We start from the raw sequence: 24492 nt of genomic DNA, 5'->3' as shown, positions 1-24492 counted from the left end.
CGTCGGCCGGGTCACGGCGCGGCGACCTGCGCGGGCCGCCCGCCGGGTCCTGCGGCGGGCGCCGCCGGGGCTCATCGGCGGGATCCTGGGACGGGCGCCTGCGGGGCTCATCGGCCGGATCCTGGGACGGGCGCCTGCGAGGCTCGTCGGCCGGGTCTTGGGGCGGCCGGTTGCGCGGCCCGTCGTCGTCGCGGCCGAACGGCAGGTCGAAGGGGTCCTGGCGCTTGCGCGGCTCCCGGGGCGGGTCGTCCGCCCGGCCCGCCCCCTCCGAACGCGCCGGACGTCCCGCCCGCCCCGGGCCCCCGCCGTTGCCGGGGGTACGGCGAGCGGCGCCGTGCCCTCCCTGAGAGCCGGCGCCGCCCGAACCGCGGCCGGGACCCTGTCCCCTGCCGCCCGAATCCCTCACCGGCCCTGGCTCACCTTGGTCGCGTCCTGGCTGGCGCCGCGCAGCTGGTTGACGTTGTCCCAGTCGCGGTGCATGCCCTGCAGCTCGGCCTGCTTGGCCGTCTTCTGCGGCTGGGTGTCTATCTCGATCTGGTGCTGGGCCGCCTCGTTCTGCTGGCGGGCCGTGGCGATCTGGTCGCGCAGCTGACCTGCCTTGATCGAGTCCTGCGCCAGCACGGTGTTGAGCAGCAGCAGGCTCACCAGGCCGCCGCAGAGCAGGCCCACGATCAGCAGCACGAACGGCGCGCGCTGGCGCCGCCCGGACGGCACGCGGCGCACCGCCGGCCGTACCGAGCGGACACGTCCGCCCGCGGGGCGCGCGCCTTCGCTGGCGGGAGCCTGGCGCAGGCCCGTGGCCGAGGTCTCGGGCGCCGTGCGCGCCGCGTCGTCGGCGGGGCGCGGGCGCGGGATGGGCTTGGACTGGTGCGGGACGCCCGGCCTGCGCTGCCCGGTCTTGGGCGCCGCTCCGCGAACGGGCGCGCCCCGCCTGGTCTCCTGCTCAGTCCTGGTGGTCAACACGTATCCTCTCTGCCGCCCTTAGCCGGGCGGAGGCCGCCCGCGGATTGCGGGCCACCTCCTCTTCGCTGGGGAGTTCTGCTCCCCTCGTCAGCAGGCGGAACCGCGGCTGGTGTGCCTCAAGGGGGACGGGCAGCCCTGGGGGGCTGGTGTCCCTGGTTCGCGCCGTGAGGGCCTGCTTGGCGAGCCGGTCCTCCAGGGAGTGGTAGGCGAGCACGACGACTCGCCCGCCGAGCGCGAGCGCGTCGAGGGCCGCGGGCAGCGCCGCCTCGAAGGCGGCGAGCTCAGCGTTCACTTCGATGCGAAGCGCCTGAAAAGTCCTTTTGGCGGGGTTTCCCCCGGTACGCCGGGTCGCGGCGGGAATCGCCTGGCGAACGATGTCCGCAAGCCGCTTAGTCGACGTTATGGCCTCCTTGGCCCTTTCCTTGATGATTAGGGCCGCGACACGCGGTGCGAACCGTTCCTCTCCGTAATCGCGGAGGATGCGAGTTAGCTCCGCGGCCGAGTAGGTATTGACCACCTTCTCCGCCGTGAGCTCCTGCTCGGTGTCCATGCGCATATCGAGTGGAGCGTCCTGGGAATAGGCGAAACCGCGCTCGGTCTCGTCCAGCTGAGGCGAGGAGACCCCCAGGTCGAACAGCACGCCGTCGACCGTATCGCGGCCCGCCTGCGCGAGCACGGAGGCGAGCTGGTCGGAGGTTCCGTGTACGAGGGTGATCCGCTCGGCGTAGGGCGCGAGCCTGCGCGTGGAGAAGTCGATCGCGAAAGGGTCGCGGTCGATGCCGATCACATGCAGTGATGGATGAGCCGCGAGCAGGGCCTCCGTATGGCCTCCGAGACCGAGGTTGGCGTCGACGACGACGCGGTCCGGTCCTGACAACGCTGGAGCAAGCAGCTCCAGAACGCGGTCAAGCATCACCGGAACGTGACCGCCCATGCCGGCGTTGTCGTGCATCTCCAACCCCCCTCTCGCGCGTCTCATGCTCGCGGATGACGCGTCCGGCCGATCGCCGGCCTTGTTCTGGGTCCCCACCCGGTGCCGTCCGGCCAGGTCCCCATCCGCACCCTCTTCGTGGAAGCCTGCCATCTGACACCGGGGAAGGTGCATCAGCTGGCATGCAGTGGTTGCGGGTGGAGACCTCGCCGAACGACCACACCGAAAGGCCTTGTCGACCGTGGCTCTCTACAGAATCCCTGGCAGCACCTCCTCCGACAGATCGGCGAAAGCCTGCTCCTGTGCGTTGAGGTAGGTGTCCCAGGCCTGCGCGTCCCAGATCTCCAGGCGGGTGTTGGCCCCGATGACCACGCAGTCACGCTCCAAGCCCGCGTAGGCACGCAGGCTCTGCGGGATCGTGATGCGCCCCTGCTTGTCAGGAGTCTCGTCGGACGCGCTGGCGAAGAACACTCGGCTGTAGTCACGCACCGCCTTGGCGGTGACCGGGGCGGTGCTGAGAGCCTCGGTTATGCGCTGGAACTCCTCCACGGGAAAGACGTAGAGGCATCGCTCCTGGCCTTTGGTGATCACAAGACCCTCCGCCAGCTCCTCACGGTACTTAGCCGGCAGGAACAGCCGTCCCTTGTCGTCCAGACGCGGTTGATGGGTGCCGAGGAACACCGGCCCCACCTCCCGTGCCTCGTGAACAGCTCAGCGCTTGGTGTGCCCCGGGCTCTCCACTGCGCACCACCATACTCCACTTCTCCCCACCGTCAACTGATTCCAACCCTCTTCATCTGCCGTTTCCTTCGCGTTGCCGCAGGTCAGAGCGATGGTGCAGGGTGGAGCGCCGCGGCGGCGCCGTCAACCCTCATGGGCGTGTCGAGGGTTCTAAAGACCCGTGAATTCCAGGGATCCGGGGCTTCGGGAACGCGGGCGTGGAGGAAAGTGGAGGACCACTGTCACGGGATTCGCACCGCTATGCGACATGAACGGGAACACTGGCGCGCTTCCCTGGAATATCCACAAAAGTCGCCCGAGAACCCGCAGCGTCGTAGGGTCGGTACACACAATGGAAAAGGAATGGCATGGCTCCCGCTTTGGCACCCTGCCGCGGGACAGCCGTCGCACTTCTCATGGAGGCCTGGTGGCAGTAACCCATGACGTCCCTCCCCAGCTTGATGAGCTGGTCACCACCGCGCATCGGATCAGGGAAGCGATCGAGTCGGTGATCGAGGGCAAGAGCGACGCCGTGCGCCTCACGCTGACGGTCCTGCTCGCGGAGGGCCATCTTCTCATCGAAGATGTGCCGGGCGTCGGCAAGACGATGCTGGCCAAGGCGCTGGCGCGCTCCATCGACTGCCCGGTCAGGCGTGTCCAGTTCACCCCCGACCTGCTGCCCAGCGACATCACCGGGGTGAGCGCCTACAACCAGCAGTCGCGCGAGTTCGAGTTCAAGCCTGGTCCCGTCTTCGCCAACATCGTGGTGGGAGACGAGATCAACCGTGCCTCGCCGAAGACCCAGTCGGCGCTGCTGGAGTGCATGGAGGAGCACCAGGTCACCGTCGACGGCAAGACTTATGAGCTCGACGCCCCGTTCATGGTGATCGCCACGCAGAACCCCATCGAGATGGAGGGCACCTATCCCCTCCCCGAGGCGCAACGCGACCGTTTCACCGCGCGCGTCGCGATGGGCTACCCCGAGCCCGCGGCCGAGCTGGAGATGCTCGACGTGCATGGCGGCACGCCGCCGCTGGACAAGCTGCAGCCGGTGGCGACCACGGCGGAGGTGCGCGCGCTGATCGAGGCGGTGCGCGGCGTGTACGTCTCGCAGGCGGTCAAGAAGTACGCCATCGACCTGGTCGTGGCCACCCGCCACTCCCCCGACCTGCGCCTGGGCGCCTCTCCGCGCTCCACGCTGCAGTTGGTGCGGGCCGCCCGCGCACACGCGGCGCTGACCGGGCGCGACTACGTCATCCCCGACGACCTGCAGGAGCTGGCCGTGCCCGTGCTGGCGCACCGGCTGCTGCCGAGCGTGGAGGCACAGGGACAGCGGCGCCTGCCCGAGCAGGTGGTGACCGACCTGGTCAGGCGCGTCCCGGTGCCGGAGACCCGAGGCCGGTGAAGGCACTGTGAGGGCTGGACTTCGGGCACTGACCTCCCGCGGCAGGTCCTTCCTCGCCTCGGGGCTCGCGGCGCTGCTGATGGCCCTGCTCCTGGGCGAGAACGACCTGTTCAGGATCGGCGTGCTGGTGACCGCGCTGCCGCTGCTCGCCGCGATGGTGGTGGCCAGGACCCGCTACCGGCTCAGCTGCGCCAGGCGGCTCGACCCGGCCAGGGCCGAGGTGGGCGGCGAGTCGACGGTGACGCTCCGCCTGGAGAACGTCACCCGGCTGCCGACGGGCCTGTTGCTCGTCGAGGACACCGTGCCCTACGCGCTGGGCGTGCGGCCCAGGTTCGTGCTTGACCGCGTCGAGTCGCGCGGCATCAGGGAGATCGACTACCGGGTCCGCTCCGACCTGCGCGGCCGCTACACCATCGGCCCGCTGTCGGTCCGTATCGCCGACCCCTTCGGCCTGGTCGAGCTGACCCGCTCGTTCACGATCAGCGACACGCTGGTGGTGACGCCGCAGGTGGTGGCCCTGCCGCACGTACGGCTGAGCGGCGAGTGGACCGGGGGCGGCGACAGCCGTACCAGGTCGGTGGCGGCGGCCGGAGACGACGACGTCGCCCCGCGCGAGTACCGGCAGGGCGACGACCTGCGGCGGGTGCACTGGCGCTCGACCGCGCGTTACGGCGAGCTGATGGTGCGACGCGAGGAGCAGCAGTGGCAGAGCCGCGGCGCGCTGCTGCTCGACACGCGCAGGCACGCGCACCGGGGTGAGGGGCCGCGCTCGTCGTTCGAGGTGGCGGTCTCCGCGGCGGCCTCGATCGGGGTCCACCTGGCGCACGAGGGGCTGGGCCTGCGCCTGGTCACCGACCAGGGCGCCGAGCACCTCACCGACACGGGCCTGAGCTGGTCGCTGCTCGACACGCTGGCAGTGGTACGGCACAGCCCCGCGCGTTCCCTGGAGATGGGGATCACGGCGCTGCGCCAGGGCGGCGGCGACGGGCTGATCGTGGCCGTGCTCGGCGCGCTCGACCCCGACGAGGCCAGGGAACTGGCCAGGCTCAGGCACAGCGGCATCACGGGCGTGGCCGTCCTGCTCGACGTGGACAGCTGGGAGGGCGCCGACCCCGGCACCTCGGCGGCCCATCTGGCGGTCGAGGCGGTGCTGGCCGGATACGGCTGGCGGATCGTGCGGCTGCCCGTGGGCGTCTCGGTCGCCTCGGTGTGGCAGCACGCGGCCAGCCGCGGCAGGTTCGGAGGCGCCGCATGAGACTGTCGCTCGCCTCCGCGGTGGCCACGTTCTCCGCCGCGATCCTGCTCTACCCGCTGTTCAGCGGCGGCGCCTGGTTCTGGGCCTCGCTGGGCGCGGTGCTGGCCGTCATGGTGGCCAGCCTGCTGAGCGGGCGGCTGTCGCTGCCCGCGTGGGCGGCCTCGATCGTGGGGCTGGCCGCGCTGTGGCTCTACCTGACGGCGTCGTTCACCGCGAGCAAGGCGTGGGTGCTCGTCATCCCGACCAAGGGCTCGGTGGTGGCGCTGGCCAAGCTGCTGGCCGCCGGATGGACCGACATCCAGCGCTTCGCCGCGCCCGTGCCCGCCAACACCGGCATCGCGCTGCTCACGGCCGGCGGCGTCGGGCTGATCGCGATCCTGGTCGACCTGTTCGCCACGCGGCTGCGCAGGGCGGCGCTGGCCGGGCTGCCGATGCTGGCGCTGGCCACGGTTCCCGCCACGATCCTGCCCGACCCGATCAGCTGGCCGGCGTTCATCCTGGCCGCGCTCGGGTTCACCAGCCTGCTGATCGCCGACGGGCGCGAGCGGGTCACCCACTGGGGCAGAGCGGTGCTGGTGCGCCGCACGCGGGCGGCGACGAACCCGAACCCTCGCGAGACGGCCGACACCCGCGGGCTGCGCCTGTCGGGCAAGCGCATCGGGTTCGCCGCGATCGTGCTGGCGGTGCTGCTCGGCGCGATGATGCCGGCGATGGAGCCGGTGTCGTTCTTCACCTTCGGCGTGGGCGGCAAGGGCAAGGGCCAGGGCAACTCCATCAGCATCTCCAACCCGATCGCCAGTCTCAGAGGCCAGCTGGAGCTACCCGACCGCCGGGAGGTGCTGTCGTACACCAACAGCGACGACAGGCCTCGGTACCTGCGCATCTACGCGCTCGACACCTTCGACGGCGAGCAGTTCGGCATGTCGGAGCCCAAGGGGACGCCGGAGAACAAGACCGAGAACGGCCCGTTGCCGGCCCCGCCGGGCCTGTCGCCGTCGGTCAAGACGCAGAACGTGATCACCAGGATCAAGATCAGCGACGAGGTGTCGAAGCTGTCGTTCCTGCCGCTGCCCTACCCGCCGCACCAGATCAGGGTGGACGGCGACTGGCGGGCCGACGTGGGCACGCTCATGGTCTTCTCCACCAGGGACGAGGCGGCCGGCCTCGACTACGACGTGAGCACCGCCGAGCCGCAGGTCACCCCCGACCTGCTGGAGTCGCTCGCGCAGCCGTCGCCCGGCGCCGACCAGCGCTACCTGAAGCTGCCCGACAACTTCCCCATGGAGATCAGGAACCTGGCGCTGAAGGTCACCGAGGGCACGCGCAACAACTACGAGGCCGCGGTCAAGCTGCAGGAGTTCTTCTCCAAGACCGGCAACTTCACCTACAGCCTGCGCACCCAGGGGAGCGGCAACTCGGCGCTGCAGGACTTCCTGCTGCACAGCAGGGCCGGCTACTGCGAGCAGTTCGCCGCGTCGATGGCGGTGCTTGCCAGGGCCGTCGGCATCCCCGCCAGGGTCGCCATCGGCTACACCGGCGGCACCAAGGTGGGCGACAGGTGGACGGTCGGCACCAACGACTCGCACTCCTGGCCGGAGCTGTACTTCGAGGGCGTGGGCTGGCTGCCGTTCGAGCCGACGCCGACGGGCTCGCTCGGCCAGGGCAGCGCGCGGGTGCCCGCCTACACCCAGCCGCCGCCGCGCTCGACCGGCCGCTCCACGACGCCGACGCCGGGCGCGACGACCTCGGGTGACGACACCCCGCTGAACCCGTCCAACCGCCGCAACCCGCGCGAACTCGACCGTGAGGACGGCCTGTTCCTGGGTGGCGGGCTGCCGAAGGACACCTCGATGCCGTTGATCGGCAAGGTCGGCATCGGGGCGGGGATCCTGCTGCTGCTCCTGCTCGTCCCCGCCGTGGTACGCCTGGGGACGCGCAGCCGGCGCATCAGGGCGCTGGGCTGGAAGGTGTCGCAACCGGCCGACGCGCTCACCGCCAAGGTGGTGGACCACGAGCCGTCGGTGGCGGCCGCCTGGGCGGAGCTCGACGACGCGCTGTTCGACTACGGGCTGGCGCGCCAGGCCAGTGAGACGCCGCGGGCCCTGGCCCGGCGGCTGACGGAGCAGTACGAGTTCGACTCCGGCTCGGCCGCGGCGATCGCGGCCATCGCCTCGGCGGTCGAGCGGGTCCTGTTCGCCCGCGACCCAGGGACGATCGGTCCGCTGCGCAAGGACCTGCGCCAGGTACGGCGGGCCCTGGCGGCCACGGTTCCCCGCGGGCGGCGGGTCCGGGCGGTGCTCTTCCCGCCCTCGACGCTGCACCGGATGCGGCGCATGGGCGAGAGGCTGCTCGACGGCTTCGACCGCCTGGAGAACATCCGCCTCCGCCGCCGCTCCGCCTGACCCCACGCCCGGGCCCGGTCGATCCCCTGTGGATCGGCCGGGCCCTTCTCTTTCGGCGCGGCCGATCGGGAACGACGAAGTGCGGCCGTCCCGGGTGGGACGGCCGCACTCTGCCGTGTGCTCACGTTGTCGCGTTCTTCCCGAGCTCCGCCTCTTGGTCGACCGCCGGGTCACCAACAGCACCCCAGGCGGCCGACGAGGACGTCGTCACGGCGCTCAGCCATGTGCGGGTCAGCGGGCGTCTGCCTGGAGGCCCTCAACCCCGGTCGGCGGGTCGCGTCTTGCCGGCCTGCCGTACAGCAGAAAGCAGATCTGCTAGCGGTCGTCGTGGCGACGGCGCCAGCGCTCTTCCATGCGCTCCATGAAGCTGCCGCGGTTGGCCTTGCGGCCCTGCTTGCCGCTCACCGATGAGCCGGAGGAGGGTGCGGAGTCACCGAACCCGTTCATGCGTTTCCAGCTGGACAAGCCCCACAGACACGCGGCGAGCATGACCACGAAACCGCCGACGCCGAGCGGGATCAGGGCGGTGCCACTCATCACCACGCCGACCATCATGATGACGACGCCGAGGGCAAAGCCGATGGAGGCTTTGATCAGGCGGCGCTTGTAATGGCTGCGCGGGTCACTGATCCTTACGGTGTTGGCCCACTTCGGGTCCTCGGCGTAGAGGGCCTGCTCGATCTGGTCGAGCAAGCGCTGCTCGTGCTCAGAGAGCGGCACGGCGCCTCCCAAGGACGGCCCCAGGACGGGGAAGACGGCAACGGACGACACGGGGTGTCCGAACCTCGCGGTCGGTTATCCCCAGAATACGAGGCTGTAGACGTAGGCGAAAGCAAACGTCCAACGCAGACCAAACCGGAGGTGACGTCATAGCTCCATAATGGGGCATTCTCCCCGTCCTTGGTCCTAGTCGCGACATAGACGTCATGATGGCTTTCCTGCCCGATTACGCCCCATCCATAGCATGCGATTCGCCTCTTCCGACCGGGCCCGCCCCACCGTCCGCCTCGATCTTCGCACTGGGACCTCCTGGAGTCCGGTTCGGCTGCTTCTCGCATGTCTTGGTCGAGCCCGCCACACCTGGCGCTGGATCTTCGCAATCGGCCCCCAGATGTCCGGTTCGGCTACTTCTCGTCCATTTCATCAAGTCGTCCGCGCACCAGCGACGCCGGGACCACCGCATCGGGGCCGAAGCGGCGGATCGCCCGGTCCATCGCCTGCTCGGCCTCGCGCCAGCCGGTCTCCCGCTGACCCAGGCTGAGCTGCCTGGACGCCTCCTCGGCCGGGCGCAGGTTCTCCATCCGGACGCCGACCAGGCGCAGGCGCACCCGTTCGAGACCGGCGGCGGCGAACAGCTCGCAGGCTGTGGCGTAGATCTCCTGGGCGATGTCGGTGGCCTCCCTCAGCGTCCGCGATCTGGTGATCGTGGTGAAGTCCGCCCGGCGCAGCTTCACGCTCACGGTCCTGCCCACGTATCCGGCCTTACGCATCCGCGCGGCCACCTTCTCCGACAGCCGCAGCAGCTCACGCCTGATCGTCTCCGGGTCGTCGACGTCCGTGGCGAACGTCTCCTCGTTCCCGATGCTCTTGTCGGGCACGTGGGCGCTCACGGGCCGCTCGTCGCGCCCCCAGGCCAGGGCAGCCAGGTGGCCGCCCGCGGCGGCCCCCAGCTCGCGCTGGAGGGTGTTGACGGGCACCCTGGCCAGATCGCCTACCGTTCTGATGCCCAGCCGTACCAGGGACTGCTCGGTGCGCTCCCCGACCCCCCACAGCGCCGACACGGGCAGCGGGTGCAGGAACGCCACCACCTCATCGGCAGGCACCACCAGCATGCCGTTGGGTTTGCATTGCTTTGACGCCAGCTTTGCCACGAACTTGCTGCCGGCCACGCCGACCGAGCAGGTGATGCCGTACCTCTCAAGAACCTGGGACCTGATCATGGCGGCGATCTCCGCCGGCGACCCGAGCCTGCGCCGCGCCCCGCCCACGTCGAGGAACGCCTCGTCGGAGGCGATCGGCTCGACCAGCGGGGTGACCGCGTGGAAGATCTCCATGACACCCTTGGAGACCTCGGAGTACTTCCCGTGGCTCGGCGGGATGATCGCCGCCTGCGGGCACAGCCTGCGCGCCCGGCTCATCGGCATCGCCGAGTGCACCCCGAAGGCGCGGGCCTCGTACGTCGCGCTCAGCACGACCCCGCGGCCCGCAGGCGAGCCCACGATCATCGGCTTGCCCCGCAACTCGGGGTGCTCGATCAGTTCCACGCTGGCGAAGAAGGCGTCCATGTCGACGTGCAGGATCGGGCAGGCGCTGTCGTCGGCGCCCGTCCGCGGTGCGGGGCCGATGCCGGTGATCTGCTTACGGGCCACGACGTCGATTCTATCCGAACACGCGTTCTATTGCTTGGCTGGAACGCCCCACCCCGAGGCGTTTCCTCCGGGCGGGGACACGGGTTACCCCTTGTGGCCGATGAGGTGGAGCTGGGTGGCGACGGCGCGCAGCGCGGGGTGGGTGGCGGCGGCCTGCTCGAGGGCGACCAGGGCCTCGGCGGCGCCGGGCTCGCCGTCGACCAGGCGGTTGGGCACCAGGTCGGCGAAGACCCGCACCCCGTGCACGGCGCCCACCGTGAAGCCCGTCGCGGCGAGCAGCTCCGACAGCGCCTCGGCGGTGTAGCGGCGCGGCGTGGGGTCGCGGTCGCCCCAGCGGCCCTCCGGGTCGTCGAGGACCGCCCTGGCCTCGTCGAAGTGACCCGCGAGCGCCCGGTGGATGGCGCTGGCCACGGGGTTGGCCGCCAGCACGCTCACCGCGCCGCCCCTGCGCAGCAGCCCGGACACGGCGGTCAGCGCGCTGATCGGGTCGTCGACGTACTCCAGGACGCTGTGGCAAAGCACCAGGTCGGCGCTGTCACGGTCGAGCAGCTCGCCCAGGTCGGCGGCGTCGCCCTGCAAGGCGCGCACGCCCACGCCCTTCTCCTTGGCCCGCCGCTCCAGCGCGGCCAGCGAGTCGGGGCTCGGGTCGACGACGGTGACCGTGTGTCCGAGCACTGCCAGGGGTACGGCGAAGCCGCCCGTACCGCCGCCGGCGTCGACGATGTCGAGCGTCTCCCGCCCTGTGGACGCCGCCCGCTCGGCCAGGACCTCGCGCAGCGCGCCCCAGACGACGGCCGTCCTGGCCGTCGTGGTCCTCGTGGCGCCTTCAGCACGCAACGTCGGCTCGCCTCCCCTGTAGTTCACCCTTCACGAAGTCCCCCTCCGCGAATGCGGCCCAGCCTACGCCGAACCCCCGACAACCCGCTCTCCCGGTCGAGCGCGCCGTGCTCGTCCGGGATCGGGCGTGCCGTACCGCGGAAGTTGTCGTGGCGTGCCTAGCCGTCGAAGGCCGCCAGGACGCGCTTGGGGGCGCGCAGCCGCCACGAGTCCGTCAGCAGCTCTCTCAGCTCGCCGGCGTCGATCGCATGGAAGCGCACCAGGACGGTCGGGTAGCCGTCGTAGTGGGGGGTGGTGAAGAACTTGGCGGGCTCGGCGGCGATGAGGGCGAGTTTGTCCTCCTCGGTGGGGCAGAAGACGACGAGCACGTCGCCCGCCTCCCTGATCCTGGCGAACCAGCGGGTTTTTACGTAGAAGCCCGGCGTGCCGTACATGGGCTTCTCGCCCGTCTCCGGCAGGGACAGGGCGACCCTGCGGACGTCGTCCTCAGTGACCATGCTCCTTGGCTTCCTTCCCACAGCTACAGCAGGGGGATTCCAACCTTCGCAGGCTGGGATTCCTGCTTCACTGGCGAGTGCATCCGGTTGCCCGGGTGTCTGACCTCACCTCCACAGGCCGTCACCGCTCGACCAGCGGCCAGGATGTTCTTGGCGGCGTTGACGTCCCGGTCATGCCGACGGCCACGCCTTCCCGCGCCGGGGTCGGCGAGGGCGTGCGGCGGCCGCCCCTTGTACGGCGGGCCGGGGAGACCGTGGCGCCAGGAATACGAAGCGCAGTGACGGCGGGCAACTGTCATCGACTCGCCAGAAGCGCCGCCGACGGGCCCGCGACCGGAGTAGGGCGGGCGGCCGGTGGCGGCGGCTCGCCGTACAAGATCATGCGAACCCGAGCGGAAAGCCCGGAGATGTCACAGGGACAGGCTGGGCTTGAGTTGTTTGAAGCGGGCCAGGAGGCCGTTGATGAACTGGGGCGACTCGTCCGTGGACAGCTCCCCTGCCAGGTGGACCCACTCGCTGATGACCACGCCCTCGGGGACGTCCGGCATCCAGAGCAGCTCGTAGGTGCCGCCGCGCAGCAGGTTGCGGTCGACCGCGGGCATGCGGTCGAGCGTCCAGCCCTCGGCGTAGGTGGTGATCAACTCGTCGATGCGGGTGTGGTGGCGAGCCACGCCCTCGACGATGGCCGCGGTGTACTCGTTGACCGGGGGCTCCTGGCGCTCCTGGCGCTCGGCGAGGATCCTCAGCGGGTCCTCGTCGCGGAGTTCGGCCTCGAAGAGGATGTCGAGGGCGCGCCTGCGTGCTTTGCCGCGTGCGGACACCTCAGGCCCGGCCGAGGTATTCGCCGCTGCGGGTGTCGACCTTGACCTTCTCACCGGTGGTGATGAACAGCGGGACCTTGATCTCGGCCCCGGTCTCCAGCGTGGCGGGCTTGGTGCCGCCGGTGGAGCGGTCGCCCTGCAGGCCGGGCTCGGTCTCGGAGATGAGCAGCTCGACTGCCGCGGGCAGGTCGACGTAGAGCGCGGAGCCCTCGTTGAAGGCCACGGTCGCCAGCGTGTTCTCCAGCATGTAGTTGGCGGCGTCGCCGACCGTGTTGCTGGGCACGGTGACCATGTCGTAGGTCTCGGTGTCCATGAAGACGAAGTCGTCGCCGTCCTTGTAGGAGAACTGCATCTCGCGCTTGTCGACGTTGGCGACGTCCACCTTCACGCCGGCGTTGAAGGTCTTGTCGACGACCTTGCCGGACAGGACGTTCTTGAGCTTGGTGCGCACGAACGCGCCGCCCTTGCCCGGCTTGACGTGCTGGAACTCCACAACGGCCCAGAGCTCACCGCCGTCGAGCTTCAACACCATGCCGTTCTTGAGGTCGTTGGTCGTCGCCACGCGTTCTTCTCCCGGATGCGGCCGCTCTACAGGACGAGCAGCTCCTTGGTCGTCTTCGTGAGGAGTTCCGGCCCGCCCTTACGTGTCACGAGGGTGTCCTCGATGCGGACCCCGCCCCGGCCGGGGAGGTAGACCCCGGGCTCGACGGTGATCGGAACTCGATCCTCTAGTCTACCGGTCCTGGAGGGACCCAGGAACGGCTCCTCGTGGATCTCGAGGCCGACGCCGTGTCCGAGGCCGTGCCTGAAGTTCTCGCCCTGCCCCGCCTCGGCGATGACCGTGCGCGCCGCCGCGTCGACCTCGCTGGCCAGTGCTCCTGGCCGCAGTGCCGTACGGCCGGCCGCCTGCGCCGTGGCCACCAGGTCGTACAGGTCGCGCTGCCAGGCGGCGGGCTCGCCCAGGCACACCGTGCGCGTCATGTCGGCGTGGTAGCCGCGGTAGAGCGCGCCGAAGTCCATCGTGACCAGGTCGCCGGCGCGCAGCTCGCGGTCCGTGGGCGAGTGGTGCGGGACGGAGCCGTTCTCGCCGGCGGCGACGATGCTGTCGAAGGCGGGCTTGTCGGCGCCGAGCTCGACCATGCGGGCCTCGAGCAGGTGGGCGACGGTCCGTTCCGTCATCCCCGCCGTGATCTTGCCGGTGACGTCGGCGAAGGCGGCGTCGGTGATGGCGCAGGCGGTGCGGAGCAGGTCGAGTTCGCCCTCGTCCTTGACCGCCCTGAGTCGCTCGACCAGCGGCTCGAGCGGCACCAGTTCCCCGCCCAGGCCGTTGTACACGGCGACCGTCATGTGCGCCGCCTCGATGCCGACGCCGGGCTCGGCGAGCTCGGCGGCCACGTCGCCCGCCTCGACCGTCTCGATGTCCAGCTCGCGGGTCATCTCGATGTAGCGGGAGTCGGTCGCCAGCTTCGCAGTCCCGTCGGCGCGGACCAGGACGGCGGCGTTGGAGCTGTCGAGACCGGTCAGGTAGCGGACGTTCACGGGGGAGGTGACCAGGATCGCGGGGACTTGGAGGAGTTCGGCGAGCCGTGCCCGGCGCTGCTGGTGTTCGACGGTCATTTCGTCAATGTACGCGTCTTGACCTTCGTGCCCCGCATCCAGGATGGTAAGGAATCCTTCCTAACTCCGGAGAGCGTTAGATGAGAGCAGTCCTCGCGGTCGCGCTGGCCGTCCTGACGATGGGGAGCCCCGCCGTGGCAGAGCCGTCCGGATACATCCGCGTCGACCAGGTCGGCTTCGCGCCCGGCGAGTCCAAGCAGGCCTTCCTCATGTCGCGCGGCGGCTCGGCGGGCGCGCGTTTCAGCATCGTCGCCCGCGACGGCCGCGAGGTGCTGCACGGTACGGCGGGCCGCGACCTGGGCCGCTGGAACGGGACCTTCCCGCACGTGTACGCGCTCGACCTGACGGACCTGCGGCAACCGGGCACGTACCGGGTCAAGTCCGGATCCCTGCTCTCACCGCCCTTCCAGGTGGATCCCGCCTCCCCCGCCCCCAAGATCGTGCGGTTCTTCCAGGGCCAGCGCGACGGCGGGCGGCGGCACGGCAACGACAAGGCCGCCATGGTCTACGACTGGCCGGAGTTCACCGGGCCCGACACGGACGAGATCAAGGGCGGGCTGCGGCGGATCGGCGGCCCGGTGGACGTCGAGGGCGGCTGGTTCGACGCGGGCGACTACCTCAAGTTCACCCACATCCTGGCCTACGTGGACACGCTGCTGTGGGCCTCGCTGCGGGACGCGGGTCACTCCGCCGCGCTGGCCCGCGAGGCCTCCCATGGCCTGAAATATCTGGACAAGATGTGGGACGGGAAGACCCTCTACATCCAGGTGGGCATCGGCGCGGGCGACAAGGCGGGCACGTTCGCCGGCGACCACGACGTCTGGCGCCTGCCCGAGGCCGACGACGGCTCCTCCCACCGGTACCTGCGCCACCGCCCCGTCTTCCGCGCCGCGCCGCCCGGCCACCCGATCAGCCCCAACCTGGCGGGCCGTACGGCTGCCGCGTTCGCGGTGGCCGCCCAGATGGAGCCCTCCCCCGACCGAGCCGCGCAGCTGCTGGACAAGGCGGCGGCGGTCTACGCCCTGGCCAAGACCTCCCAGGTGGGGCAGCTGGTGACGAGCCTGCCGTACTCCTTCTACCCGGAGAAGGCCTGGCGGGACGACATGGAGCTGGGCGGCGCGGAGCTGGCGCTGGCGGCGCAGCGCCTGGGCGACCCGCGCGCGGGCGACTGGCTGGAGCAGGCGGCGCACTGGGCCGGGGAGTACCTGCGGCACGAGGCGGGCGGCGACACGCTCAACCTCTATGACGTCAGCGCCCTGGCACACGCGGACCTCGTCAAGGCCATCCGCGTCGCGGCCTCCGGCACCCGGCCGGCCGCCGTCGCCCCTCTCCCTGGCACGGCCCAGGAAAACGGGTCGTCCGAGGCGCGGATCCCGGGCCTGCGGGTCGCCGTCTCCGAGGAGCAGCTCATCGCCGACCTGCGGGCGCAGCTGGAGATCGGGGCGGCGCGGGCGGGCAAGGACCCGTTCATGGCCGGGGCGGCCTACGACGAGTTCGACGCGGTGCCCCACGCCTTCGGCCTGGTGGCGACGGCCTGCCTCTATCGCGAGGTGAGCGGCGACAGGACCTACGACGCGTTCGCGACGCGCCAGCGCGGCTGGGTGTTCGGCGCGAACGCGTGGGGTGTGTCGTTCGTGGCGGGCGTGGGCCGTGACTCGATCCGGTGCCCGCACTACCAGATCTCGAACCTGACCGGCCGGCCCGCGACGGGCGCGGTGGTCAACGGCCCGAACAAGGCCTCACTCTTCGACGAAGGGCTGGGCGACCACCTCGACGGCATGACGCCCTGCCCGGCGGACGGCGTGGACCGCTACGCGGCCTTCACCGGGCGGGGCAGCCGCTTCGTCGACGACGTCCGGTCGTGGCAGGCCTCCGAGCCCGCCGACGACTTCGCCGCCATCGCCCTGTACGCCCTGCGCCCCACCGCGACCTGATGTCAGTAGCCCTCGACGGAGGTGGAGAGTGGCCAGTCGTTGAGGAAGTTGACCAGAGGACCCGAGCTGGGGATGTCGCCGTTGGATATCGCCTTGGCGATGTCCTTGCCGAGGCTCTCCAGCTGCTTGCGGCCCTGCCTCTCCTGGCCCCGGCGGAACTTCTCGCCGGCCTTCTGGATCTTCTCGTGAACCTGGCGGGCGACCGCCGGGTTGACGTTCTCCCCCTCGGCCGCGACGGCGCTGTCCAACTGCGCCAGGAAGTGCTGCCACCCACCTTGCGGGGTGTCCTTCAGCGAGCCCTTGGGCGGGCCGCCGGTCGTGACGATGTGGCCGGGGTCCTCGGTGTCCAGGCCGAGCGTGGCCGACGGGGTCGGCGTGCGGGTCGGCGTGGGCGTGGGCGTAGGGGTGCTGCTGGCGACGATGGTGGGGCTGGGCTGCGCGACCGGGGTGCCGCCCTTCGAGTTCCCCCAGATGATCAGGCCGATGGTGACGACGGCGATCACCGCCACGGCCGCGCCCAGCTGGATGAAGAGCTTCTTGTTCGACGCCGGAGGCAGGGGCTGGTCGTAGACGACGGTGTCCCCCGGACGCGGGAACGGCTCGCCCGGCATGACCTGCGTGTGCCGCATCCCGTCCTGGTGCATGGCCGTCGCGGCTCCTGCGCCCGGGACGGGCATGGAGTCGCCGGTCGAAGGGACCGCGGCCGCCGCGGCTTGGGGGCGGGCGATGGCGGAGAGGGCTCGCCGCACCGACTCGCCGCTGGGGTGGTCGGCGCTCTGGCCCGCGATGAGGCCCAGGACCAGCTGGTCGAGCCGTTCGGGGATCTCGGGGCGCAGTTCGCGCAGTGAGGCGGGGGCGTCTGCGGGTGGCCGGCCGGTGAGGATCTCGTAGGCGACGCGGCCCAGGGCGCGCAGGTCGTCCGCCGCCTCCAGGCCCGGCTCCTCCAGGGCGAAGCCGACGACCTTCAGGACGCCGCTGCCGGCGCGGCGCAGGCTCTGCAGGTCCACCCGGCCGTGCACGACGCCCTCGCGGTGTGCCGCGTCGAGCCCGCCGGCCGCCTGGCCGATCAGGTCGCAGGCCTCCACGACCGGCACAGGACCGCGCGAGGCGAGCTCCTCCCCCAGGCTCTCACCCGTCAGGAACTCCACGACCAGGAACGGCCTGCCGTCCACGTCGCCCACGTCCAGCACCATCGCCACGTTGGGATGCACCACCTTGGCCACGGCCCTGACCCGCTCGGTGAGCCCCTCGCTGGCGCTCGCCAGCATCGTCACGGCCACGGTCCAGTCGGCGCGCAGGTCGTACCCGCGCCACACCTCACCGCCAGCGCCCCCGCCGATCCGCTCGTCCAGCCGATAGCGACCAGCGACCATGGAGTCCGACATATCCCCGCCATATCTACAGAAACGGCAATTTCCGACCCACCATAGGGCCATCCGCACCCCACGCGCCCCACAACCACCCGGGTCCGGACAGCACGAAGGGCGGGGAGCCTCCGCTCCCCGCCCTTCGTGAGGTGGAAGGTCAGGCGGTCGCCGGCTCCGGGGAGCCGACGGCCGGCCGGGCCGGGGCGTCGTCGTCGAGGGGCTGCGGCGCGGCGTTGAAGACCGTCTCGTCGAGACGGTTCTCACCACGCGCCACCAGCACGGGGACGACCAGCTGACCGGCCACGTTGGTGGCGGTGCGGATCATGTCCAGGATCGGGTCGATCGCGATGAGCAGGCCCACGCCCTCGAGCGGCAGGCCGAGCGTGCTCAGCGTGAGCGTGAGCATGACGATCGCGCCGGTCAGTCCGGCCGTGGCGGCCGAGCCGATGACGGAGACGAACGCGATCAGCAGGTACTCGCCGATGCCGAGGTGGATGCCGTAGACCTGGGCCACGAAGATCGCGGCCAGCGCCGGGTAGATCGAGGCGCAGCCGTCCATCTTGGTGGTGGCCCCGAACGGCACGGCGAAGGAGGCGTAGTCGCGGTCGACGCCGTTGCGTTCGATGGTGACCCGCTGCGTCAGCGGCAGCGTGCCGACGGACGAGCGGGAGACGAACGCCAGCTCGATCGCGGGCCAGGCGTTGCGGAAGAACTGGATCGGGTTGACCTTGCCGAACACCGCGAGCAGCGTCGGGTAGACGGCGAGCAGCACGATGAAGCAGCCGACGTAGACGCCGACGCTGAACTTGGCCAGCGGGGCGAGCAGTTCCCAGCCGTAGGTGGACACGGCCTTGCCGATGAGGCCGGCCGTACCGATCGGGGCCAGGCGGATGACCCACCACAGGGCCTTCTGGACGAGCTCGAGCACCGAGCGGCTCAGCGACAGGAACGGCTCGGCCTTGGAGCCGAGCGCGAGCGCGGCGGCGCCGAGCACGATGCCGAGGAAGACGATCTGCAGGACGTTCACCTCGGTGAACGCGGTGAAGATGTTGGTCGGGATGATGCCGGTGAGGAAGTCGAGCCAGGTGCCCGCGCCCTCGGTGTCGATCTTCTTGGCGCCGCTCAGGTCGAGCGTGACGCCCTGGCCCGGGTTGATGACCAGGCCGAGCACGATGCCGATGGCCACGGCGATCGCTGCGGTGGCCAGGAACCAGCCGAGCGTCTTGCTCGCCAGGCGGGCGGCGCCGTTGACGTTGCGCAGGTTGGCGACGCTGACGAGCACGGCGGTGAACACCAGCGGCGGGACGGCGAGCTTGAGCAGGTTGACGAAGATCTTGCCGACCTGGGTGAGCGTGTCGGCGAGCCAGGCGACGTCCCAGATCTTGGCGACGAACCCGAGCGCGATGCCGACGACGAGGCCCAGCAGCAACTGCAGGGAGAAGTTGAATCTCTTCACGGTGAGGAAGACTCCGAATGAAATTGTGGAAAAGGTGACGAGGGGATTCGGAGTCAGAGACAGCTGGTGCCGGTCACCCGGCACAGGTCGATGTGCAGCCGCTCGACGAGCAGCACGAACACGACAGAGAACCTCACAGGTCGGTTCAACACCCTGCAAAAAGGTAGGTATTCCCTCGCAAATGGTGATCTACATCACGAAGCGAGCTCCTTGACCCGCTCCATGAGCTTGACCCGCTCCTCGTGGGTGTGGGCAAGCGGCGCCACGTTGAGCGTGGTGACGCCCGACTCCTTCAGCGCCTGGATCCGGTCGCGCACGAAGCCCTCGGACCCGATCAGCGACGTCTTCTCCAGCAGCTCATCCGGCACGAGCGCGGCGGCCTCGTCCTTCTTGCCCGACAGGTAGAGCTCCTGGATCTGCTCGGCCTCCTTCTCGTAGCCGTAGCGCCTGGCCAGCTCGTTGTAGAAGTTGCGGCCCTTGGCGCCCATGCCGCCGATGTACAGCGCGGCCATCGCCCTGCCGAGCTCACGCAGCCCTGCCGCGTCCTCGCCGATCGCCAGCGGGGCCTGCGCGATGACGTCCAGCTCGCCCAGTTCCTCGCCACGGCGGGCCTTGCCGGCGGCCAGCGACGGCCCCCACACCTCGCCCGCCTTCTCCGGCACGTAGAAGATCGGCTCCCAGCCCTCGGCCAGCTCGGCGGTGAGCTCGACGTTCTTCGGCCCGATGGCGGCGATCACGATGGGGATGCGCGGCCGTACCGGGTGGTTGATGATCTTCAGGGCCTTGCCCAGGCCGGTGCCGCGCTCGGGCGGGAGCGGCAGCGTGTAGTGCTTGCCCTCGTAGGTGAGCCGCTCGCGCTGCCACACCTTGCGGCAGATCTCGATGATCTCCCTGGTACGGCCGAGCGGCGCGTCGTAGGGAACCCCGTGGAAGCCCTCGATGACCTGCGGCCCCGAGGCGCCGAGCCCGAGCGTGAAGCGCCCGTCGGAGACGTAGTCCATGCCCGCCGCGGTCATCGCGAGCAGCGTGGGCGTGCGCGAGTACAGCGGCAGGATGCCGGAGGCGATCTCCAGCCGCTCGGTCTTGGCCGCGATGTAGCCCATCTGGCTCACCGCGTCGAAGCTGTAGGCCTCGGGGATGAACACGATGTCGAGCCCCGCCCGCTCGTAGTCGGCCAGCTCGGAGACCGTCTCCTTGAAGCCGCCCGCGTAGTTGAGACCCATACCGATGCGCATCCCGGGCTCCCATCGAAACCGAATGATGTTCCGTTTTGTGGGCTACAGGTTACCGTGACCGGGATGACCATGCCACGCTGGGCCTTCGCGATCTCTTGGGCGCGGGTTTCCCGGTCGCGCCGTCGTAGTGCGCCGCGCGGCGTGGGAAAGCTCGCTAGCCTGGTTCGAGTGCTGAAACGGGTCGTGATCGTCGTGTCCTGCCTGGTGGCCGTCGTGCTCGCCGGTCACCAGCTGATCCCGGCGCTCGGCGGGGTCACGCCGGTCGTGGAGAGCCTGCTGCCGTGGGTCGGCTGGAGCGTTCCGCTGCTGCTGGCCGGGGCCGTGGCCGCCCGTTCGAAGGCGGCCACCGTGGCCGCGCTGCTGCCGGGCGTGGTGTGGGCGGCCATGTTCGGCTCGACCCTGGTCATGTCGCCGCCCGGCGGGCCGAGCGACCTCAGGGTCGGCACGGTCAACGTGGGCGTGCGCAACAGCGCCTCCGGCGAGGCGGTGCGCACGATCGCCGACAACCTCGACCTGCTGGCGGCCGAGGAGCTCACCCCCGGCGGGCCCGCGGCCAAGCAGCTCAACAAGATGTTCAAGTACCACTACCCGGTCAGCACGGTCGGCCTGTGGAGCCGCTACCCGATCAGCGACACCCAGCCGCTCGACGTCGGCCTCGGCTGGCCCCGCGCCCTGCGCGCCGTCGTCACCACGCCCAAGGGCAAGCTCACCGTGTACGTCATGCACCTGGCCTCGGCCAGGCCCGGCATGACCGCCTCCCGCGACGCGTCGCTCGCGCACGCCCGCAAGCTCGTCGACGCCGACCCCAGCAAGCGGCTGCTGCTGCTCGGCGACCTCAACACGGCCACCACCGACCGCGGGATGAACGGCCTGACTCCCCCGCTCACCGACGCCCAGCGCGCCGCCGGCGACGGGTTCGGGTTCACCTGGCCGTCCCAGTTCCCGATCACCCGCCCCGACCACATCCTCTATCGCGGCATGACCGCCACCCGGGCCGGCGTCGCCCCCGCCACCGGCAGCGACCACCGGGCCGCCGTCGCCTCGCTCCGCATGTGAGCGGAGTTCGTCAGCGCAGCAGGGTGAGGTCCTCCGGGGTGTCGATGTCGGTGGGGTCGCCGAGGCCGTCGCAGGCGACGTCGGTGACGAGTTCCGGGTAGGCCTTGAGGAACGGGCGGGCGCCGACGTCGCCGACCGCCATCTCCGCCACCTCGGCGAAGTGCGGGCGGGTGATGAGCACCGGGTTACGCCGCTGCCCGCCGTACGTGGCGACCGCGACCTCGGCGTCGGACTCGATGAGCGCGCGCACTGCGGCGGGCTTGATGAAGGGCTGGTCCACCAGCGCGATCACCACCGCCTCCGCCTCCGGCGGCAGCGCGGCCAGGCCGACGCGCAGCGAGGAGCCCATGCCCATGCGCCACTCGGGGTTGCGCACAGCCACCGCTCGGCGCACCTGCACCGTCACCGCGCCGAGGACGACGACCACCGGATGGCAGCCGCCCTCCTCCAGCAGCCGGACCCCGCGGTCGACGAGCCGCTCGCCCTCGTACTCCAGCAGCGCCTTGGGCGTGCCGAGCCTGGTCCCCCGACCGGCGGCCAGCAGCAGCCCGGCCACCCTTGATCCGTTCATCTCCGCCTCTTACCCCATGCCTTCGCCGTGGATGCGCCCCGCCGTCTTGGTGAGCGGCTGCCCCGAGCCGCCCCAGCGCAGCTGGATGAGTTCGGCCGCGATGGACACGGCCGTCTCCTCGGGCGTGCGGGCGCCGAGGTCGAGCCCGATCGGTGAGCGCAGTCGCGCCAGCTCCTCCTCCGTCAGCCCGGCCTCCCGCAGCCGGGTCAGGCGGTCGTCGTGGGTGCGGCGCGAGCCCATCGCCCCCACGTACCCGGCCGGCGTGCGCAGCGCCACCTCGAGCAGCGGCACGTCGAACTTGGGATCGTGGGTCAGCACGCAGATCACGGTCCGCTCGTCCACCCGCACCGAGGCCAGGTAGTCGTGCGGCCACTTGACGATGACCTCGTCGGCGTCGGGGAAGCGCTTGGCGGTGGCGAAGACGGGCCGGGCGTCGCAGACGATCACGTGGTAGCCGAGGAACTTGCCGACCCTGGCCACCGCGGCGGCGAAGTCGATCGCGCCGAAGACCAGCATCCGCGGCGGCGGCGCGAACGACTGGACGAAGACGGACAGGTCGTCCAGGCGGCGCTCGCCCTGCGCGCCGTAGTGCCTGATGCCGGTCAGCCCCTGGGCCAGCATGCCGCGGGCGTCGTCGTCGACGGCCTCGTCCAGGCGTTCCAGCCCGAGGGATCCTGAGGTCCTGGCGGGCCAGATGACGCGCCTGGCCCCGATCTGCCCCGGCCCCGCCACGATCGTGGCGACCGCGACCGGTTCGTGCTCCTCGACCGACTTGGCGATCTCCCCCAGCTCGGGAAACGACTCGCTCGAGACGGGCTCGACGAGGATGTCGATGATGCCGCCGCAGGTCAGACCCACCGCGAAGGCGTCGTCGTCGCTCACGCCGTACCGCTGGAGCACGGGCCGGTCCGCCTCGGCGGCCAGCTCGAAGACGGCCCCCTCCACGCACCCGCCGGACACGCTGCCGACCACCTCGTCGCCGCGCACCGCCATGGCCGCGCCGGGCGGCCGCGGCGCGCTGCTCCACGTGGCCACCACGGTCGCCAGCCCGAACCTGTGCCCCGACCGCCACCAGCGCATGATCTCCGGCAACACGTCACGCATCGGCGAGCCTTTCGCTGAGTTCCTCGTAGGCGGCCAGGCTGTGCCCGGCGACCAGGTCGTCGAGGTACGGCAGGGCGGCCCGCATGCCGCCGGTCAGCGGCTGGTAGTCCTCATACCCCTTGTGCGGGTTCACCCAGATCACCCGGTGCGCCTGCCTGGCCAGCCGGGCCATCTGCTCCCCCAGCAGCGCCGGGTCCCCGCGTTCCCACCCGTCGGAGGCGATCACCACGATGGCGCCGCGGGCGGCGTTACGCGTCAGGTACTCGCGCAGCTCCTCGCCCAGCCGGGTGCCGCCGCTCCAGTCGGGGATCGCCCTGGACACCTCGTTGAGCGCGGTGCCGGGGTCGCGGTGGCGCAGCTCGGCGGTGATGGCGGTGAGCCGGGTGCCGACCGAGTAGACGCGGGTGGCCCGCGGCTCGCTCCTGACCAGGGCGTGGGCGAAACGCAGCAGCGTCTCGCTGTAGGGGGCCATCGACCCGCTGATGTCGACGAGCAGCTCCACCTTGCGCGGCCTGGTGGTGTGCGCCTTGCGCCGCAGCCGCGCCACCTCGCCCCTGCGCAACGCCTCGCGGATGGTGCGCCGCTGGTCCAGCACGCCCCGGTGGGCGCTCTGGTAGCGCCGCGAGCGCCGCTGTGCCCGTCCCGCCTCCAGCAGGGACAGCATCCGGTGCACCTCGGCCCGCTCGTCCTCGGTCAGCCGCGCCACGTCCCGGTGCCGCAGCACCTCGCGCCTGCTGGCCACGGCCTGGATCGGCTCGCCCTCCCCCTGCTCGCCGTCGCCTTCGACGTCCAGCGTCGTGGTGTGGCGGGTGACGGTCGTCATGGCGGTACGGCTCTCGCGTCCCCTGACCCCGCCGAAGTAGGCGGCGAAGCAGCGGTCGTAGCGCGGCAGGTCGTCGGGTGTGGCGCAGAGCGTGAGCCGCCCGGCCCAGTAGACCTCGGCGCGGTCGGTGACGTCGAGGTGGTCGAGCGCGCGCAGCAGGTTCTGGGTGCGCTCGTGGTCGGCTCCGACCCCGGCGGCCCGCAACGTCCTGGCGAACCCTGTCATCGTCGCGGCCAGCTCATCCATGCGGGAGCAGCCCGTTGCCCAGGACGTTCTGCACGTCCTCGCGGTACTTCAGCGCGGCGCCCAGCGTGGCGGCGGCCTTGTCCGGGTCGAGCTCGGTGGCGCCCAGCGTGAGCAGCGCCTCGGTCCAGTCCAGCGTCTCTGCCACGCCGGGCGGCTTGACCAGGTCGGCCTGGCGCAGCCGCTCCGCGGCCCTGGCGACCTGCCTGGCCAGCGTCTCGGTGCAGGACGGCAGGCGGCGCAGCAGGATCGCCACCTCGCGGTCGAATTCGGGATGCTCGAGCCAGTGGTACAGGCAGCGGCGCTTGAGCGCGTCGTGCACCTCGCGGGTCCGGTTGGAGGTGACCACGACCACGGGCGGCTCGGCGGCCTTGACGGTGCCGAGCTCGGGGATGGAGATCGTGAAGTCCGACAGCACCTCGAGCAGGAACGCCTCGAACTCGTCGTCGGCCCGGTCGATCTCATCCACCAGCAGCACGCTCGGCTGGGTCTCGATCGCCTTCAGCAGCGGGCGGGCGATGAGGAAGCGCCGGTCGTAGATCTCGCCTTCCAGCCTGTTCACGTCGGTGATGCCGGCGGCCTCGGCGGCCTTGAGGTGGAGCAGCTGACGGGCGAAGTCCCAGTCGTAGAGCGCCTGGGCGGCGTCGAGCCCCTCGTAGCACTGCAACCGGATCAGCGGCGCCTCGAGCAGCTCGGCCAGCGTCTTGGCCAGCTCGGTCTTGCCGACGCCCGCCTCGCCCTCCAGGAACAGCGGCCTGCCCATGCGCATCGCCAGGAACGCGGCCGTGGCCAGCCCCGGATCGGCAAGGTAGGCGTGCCGGTCGAGCAGCTCGATCAGCTTCTCCGGGGACTCGATGTCCGTTGCCTTGAATGTCCGCCGCAGCAC

23 protein-coding genes and 1 pseudogene are annotated in these 24492 nt (G+C 70.9%); 5 read left to right on the top strand and 19 right to left on the bottom strand.

Translation table 11 applies throughout. The features are described from left to right. The 4 genes and pseudogenes from KIK09_RS55530 to mraZ all read right to left on the bottom strand — a co-directional run. Positions 1-406, bottom strand: a pseudogene (locus tag KIK09_RS55530) (hypothetical protein); the annotation flags it as partial. Continuing rightward, positions 403-960 (bottom strand): cell division protein FtsL, encoded by a 558-nt coding sequence (gene ftsL / locus KIK09_RS55525; protein ID WP_214327647.1) that lies wholly within the window; start codon positions 958-960, stop codon positions 403-405. The pseudogene KIK09_RS55530 and the gene ftsL, both read right to left, overlap by 4 nt. Beyond that, positions 944-1942, bottom strand: coding sequence for a 16S rRNA (cytosine(1402)-N(4))-methyltransferase RsmH (gene rsmH, locus KIK09_RS55520; RefSeq protein WP_214327646.1), 999 nt, complete (start codon positions 1940-1942; stop codon positions 944-946). Before rsmH ends, ftsL begins: the two co-directional genes overlap by 17 nt. Before the next feature lie 201 nt (positions 1943-2143). After that, entirely contained in the window at positions 2144-2575 is a 432-nt protein-coding gene (gene mraZ / locus KIK09_RS55515) for a division/cell wall cluster transcriptional repressor MraZ (protein ID WP_214327645.1), read from the bottom strand. Between the two features lie 391 nt (positions 2576-2966). On the opposite strand from mraZ, the gene KIK09_RS55510 reads away from it, so the two are divergent. The 3 genes from KIK09_RS55510 to KIK09_RS55500 are packed head-to-tail and all read left to right on the top strand — an operon-like array spanning position 2967 to position 7676. Continuing rightward, positions 2967-4019 (top strand): AAA family ATPase, encoded by a 1053-nt coding sequence (locus tag KIK09_RS55510; RefSeq protein ID WP_372455842.1) that lies wholly within the window; start codon positions 2967-2969, stop codon positions 4017-4019. A gap of 7 nt (positions 4020-4026) precedes the next feature. After that, positions 4027-5274 (top strand): DUF58 domain-containing protein, encoded by a 1248-nt coding sequence (locus KIK09_RS55505; protein WP_214327643.1) that lies wholly within the window; start codon positions 4027-4029, stop codon positions 5272-5274. Further along, on the top strand, positions 5271-7676 hold the full coding sequence (locus KIK09_RS55500) for a transglutaminase TgpA family protein (protein ID WP_214327642.1): 2406 nt from the start codon (positions 5271-5273) through the stop codon (positions 7674-7676). Before KIK09_RS55505 ends, KIK09_RS55500 begins: the two co-directional genes overlap by 4 nt. 315 nt (positions 7677-7991) lie before the next feature. Here KIK09_RS55500 and KIK09_RS55495 read toward each other — a convergent pair whose 3' ends face one another. From KIK09_RS55495 to KIK09_RS55465, 7 genes are all read right to left on the bottom strand, one after another. Beyond that, positions 7992-8396 (bottom strand): SCO2097 family morphological protein, encoded by a 405-nt coding sequence (locus KIK09_RS55495; protein ID WP_214327641.1) that lies wholly within the window; start codon positions 8394-8396, stop codon positions 7992-7994. Between the two features lie 404 nt (positions 8397-8800). Then, positions 8801-10045, bottom strand: a complete 1245-nt coding sequence (dinB, locus tag KIK09_RS55490; RefSeq protein WP_214327640.1) for a DNA polymerase IV — start codon at positions 10043-10045, stop codon at positions 8801-8803. 84 nt (positions 10046-10129) lie between these two features. After that, a complete protein-coding gene (locus tag KIK09_RS55485; RefSeq protein WP_372455841.1) occupies positions 10130-10909 on the bottom strand; it encodes a methyltransferase domain-containing protein in 780 nt (259 codons plus the stop codon). A 131-nt stretch (positions 10910-11040) separates the two neighbouring features. After that, positions 11041-11379, bottom strand: coding sequence for an MmcQ/YjbR family DNA-binding protein (locus KIK09_RS55480; protein WP_214327639.1), 339 nt, complete (start codon positions 11377-11379; stop codon positions 11041-11043). A gap of 410 nt (positions 11380-11789) precedes the next feature. Further along, the gene (nusB, locus tag KIK09_RS55475; protein ID WP_214327638.1) at positions 11790-12200 is read right to left on the bottom strand and encodes a transcription antitermination factor NusB; all 411 of its coding nucleotides are present in this window, start codon (positions 12198-12200) and stop codon (positions 11790-11792) included. Between the two features lies 1 nt (position 12201). Next, positions 12202-12762 carry an elongation factor P gene (gene efp / locus KIK09_RS55470; RefSeq protein WP_214327637.1) on the bottom strand — a complete coding sequence of 187 codons (561 nt, stop codon included), beginning with the start codon at positions 12760-12762 and terminating at the stop codon, positions 12202-12204. A gap of 26 nt (positions 12763-12788) precedes the next feature. After that, positions 12789-13817, bottom strand: a complete 1029-nt coding sequence (locus tag KIK09_RS55465; protein WP_214327636.1) for a M24 family metallopeptidase — start codon at positions 13815-13817, stop codon at positions 12789-12791. 80 nt (positions 13818-13897) lie between these two features. Here KIK09_RS55465 and KIK09_RS55460 point away from each other — a divergent pair, with 80 nt between their 5' ends. Further along, the gene (locus KIK09_RS55460) at positions 13898-15751 is read left to right on the top strand and encodes a glycoside hydrolase family 9 protein (protein WP_214327635.1); all 1854 of its coding nucleotides are present in this window, start codon (positions 13898-13900) and stop codon (positions 15749-15751) included. A gap of 2 nt (positions 15752-15753) precedes the next feature. On the opposite strand, the gene KIK09_RS55455 is transcribed toward KIK09_RS55460, so the two are convergent. The 4 genes from KIK09_RS55455 to KIK09_RS55445 form a co-directional block, all read right to left on the bottom strand. Further along, on the bottom strand, positions 15754-17136 hold the full coding sequence (locus KIK09_RS55455; RefSeq protein WP_214327634.1) for a serine/threonine-protein kinase: 1383 nt from the start codon (positions 17134-17136) through the stop codon (positions 15754-15756). A gap of 139 nt (positions 17137-17275) precedes the next feature. After that, positions 17276-18574: a dicarboxylate/amino acid:cation symporter gene (locus tag KIK09_RS55450; protein ID WP_308164864.1), complete on the bottom strand. Its 1299-nt coding sequence runs from the start codon at positions 18572-18574 to the stop codon at positions 17276-17278. Between the two features lie 53 nt (positions 18575-18627). After that, positions 18628-18723, bottom strand: a complete 96-nt coding sequence (locus KIK09_RS60950; RefSeq protein WP_372455840.1) for a putative leader peptide — start codon at positions 18721-18723, stop codon at positions 18628-18630. A 45-nt stretch (positions 18724-18768) separates the two neighbouring features. Further along, a complete protein-coding gene (locus KIK09_RS55445) occupies positions 18769-19809 on the bottom strand; it encodes an LLM class F420-dependent oxidoreductase (protein ID WP_214327633.1) in 1041 nt (346 codons plus the stop codon). A 168-nt stretch (positions 19810-19977) separates the two neighbouring features. On the opposite strand from KIK09_RS55445, the gene KIK09_RS55440 reads away from it, so the two are divergent. Continuing rightward, positions 19978-20865: an endonuclease/exonuclease/phosphatase family protein gene (locus KIK09_RS55440; RefSeq protein ID WP_308164863.1), complete on the top strand. Its 888-nt coding sequence runs from the start codon at positions 19978-19980 to the stop codon at positions 20863-20865. Between the two features lie 10 nt (positions 20866-20875). Here KIK09_RS55440 and KIK09_RS55435 read toward each other — a convergent pair whose 3' ends face one another. The 4 genes from KIK09_RS55435 to KIK09_RS55420 are packed head-to-tail and all read right to left on the bottom strand — an operon-like array spanning position 20876 to position 24492. Beyond that, positions 20876-21436 (bottom strand): nucleotidyltransferase family protein, encoded by a 561-nt coding sequence (locus KIK09_RS55435; protein ID WP_214327632.1) that lies wholly within the window; start codon positions 21434-21436, stop codon positions 20876-20878. Between the two features lie 9 nt (positions 21437-21445). Next, the gene (locus tag KIK09_RS55430; protein ID WP_214327631.1) at positions 21446-22540 is read right to left on the bottom strand and encodes an XdhC family protein; all 1095 of its coding nucleotides are present in this window, start codon (positions 22538-22540) and stop codon (positions 21446-21448) included. Next, on the bottom strand, positions 22533-23609 hold the full coding sequence (locus tag KIK09_RS55425) for a vWA domain-containing protein (RefSeq protein ID WP_214327630.1): 1077 nt from the start codon (positions 23607-23609) through the stop codon (positions 22533-22535). The genes KIK09_RS55430 and KIK09_RS55425 overlap by 8 nt, the downstream gene beginning before the upstream one ends. Further along, the gene (locus KIK09_RS55420; protein WP_372455839.1) at positions 23602-24492 is read right to left on the bottom strand and encodes an AAA family ATPase; all 891 of its coding nucleotides are present in this window, start codon (positions 24490-24492) and stop codon (positions 23602-23604) included. The genes KIK09_RS55425 and KIK09_RS55420 overlap by 8 nt, the downstream gene beginning before the upstream one ends.

This window comes from Nonomuraea sediminis (assembly GCF_018531495.1).
In the GTDB taxonomy this organism is placed as follows: Bacteria; Actinomycetota; Actinomycetes; order Streptosporangiales; family Streptosporangiaceae; genus Nonomuraea; species Nonomuraea sediminis.
The sequence above is the reverse complement of the archived record's forward strand: the minus strand, read 5'-3'. Positions and strand labels throughout refer to the sequence as shown.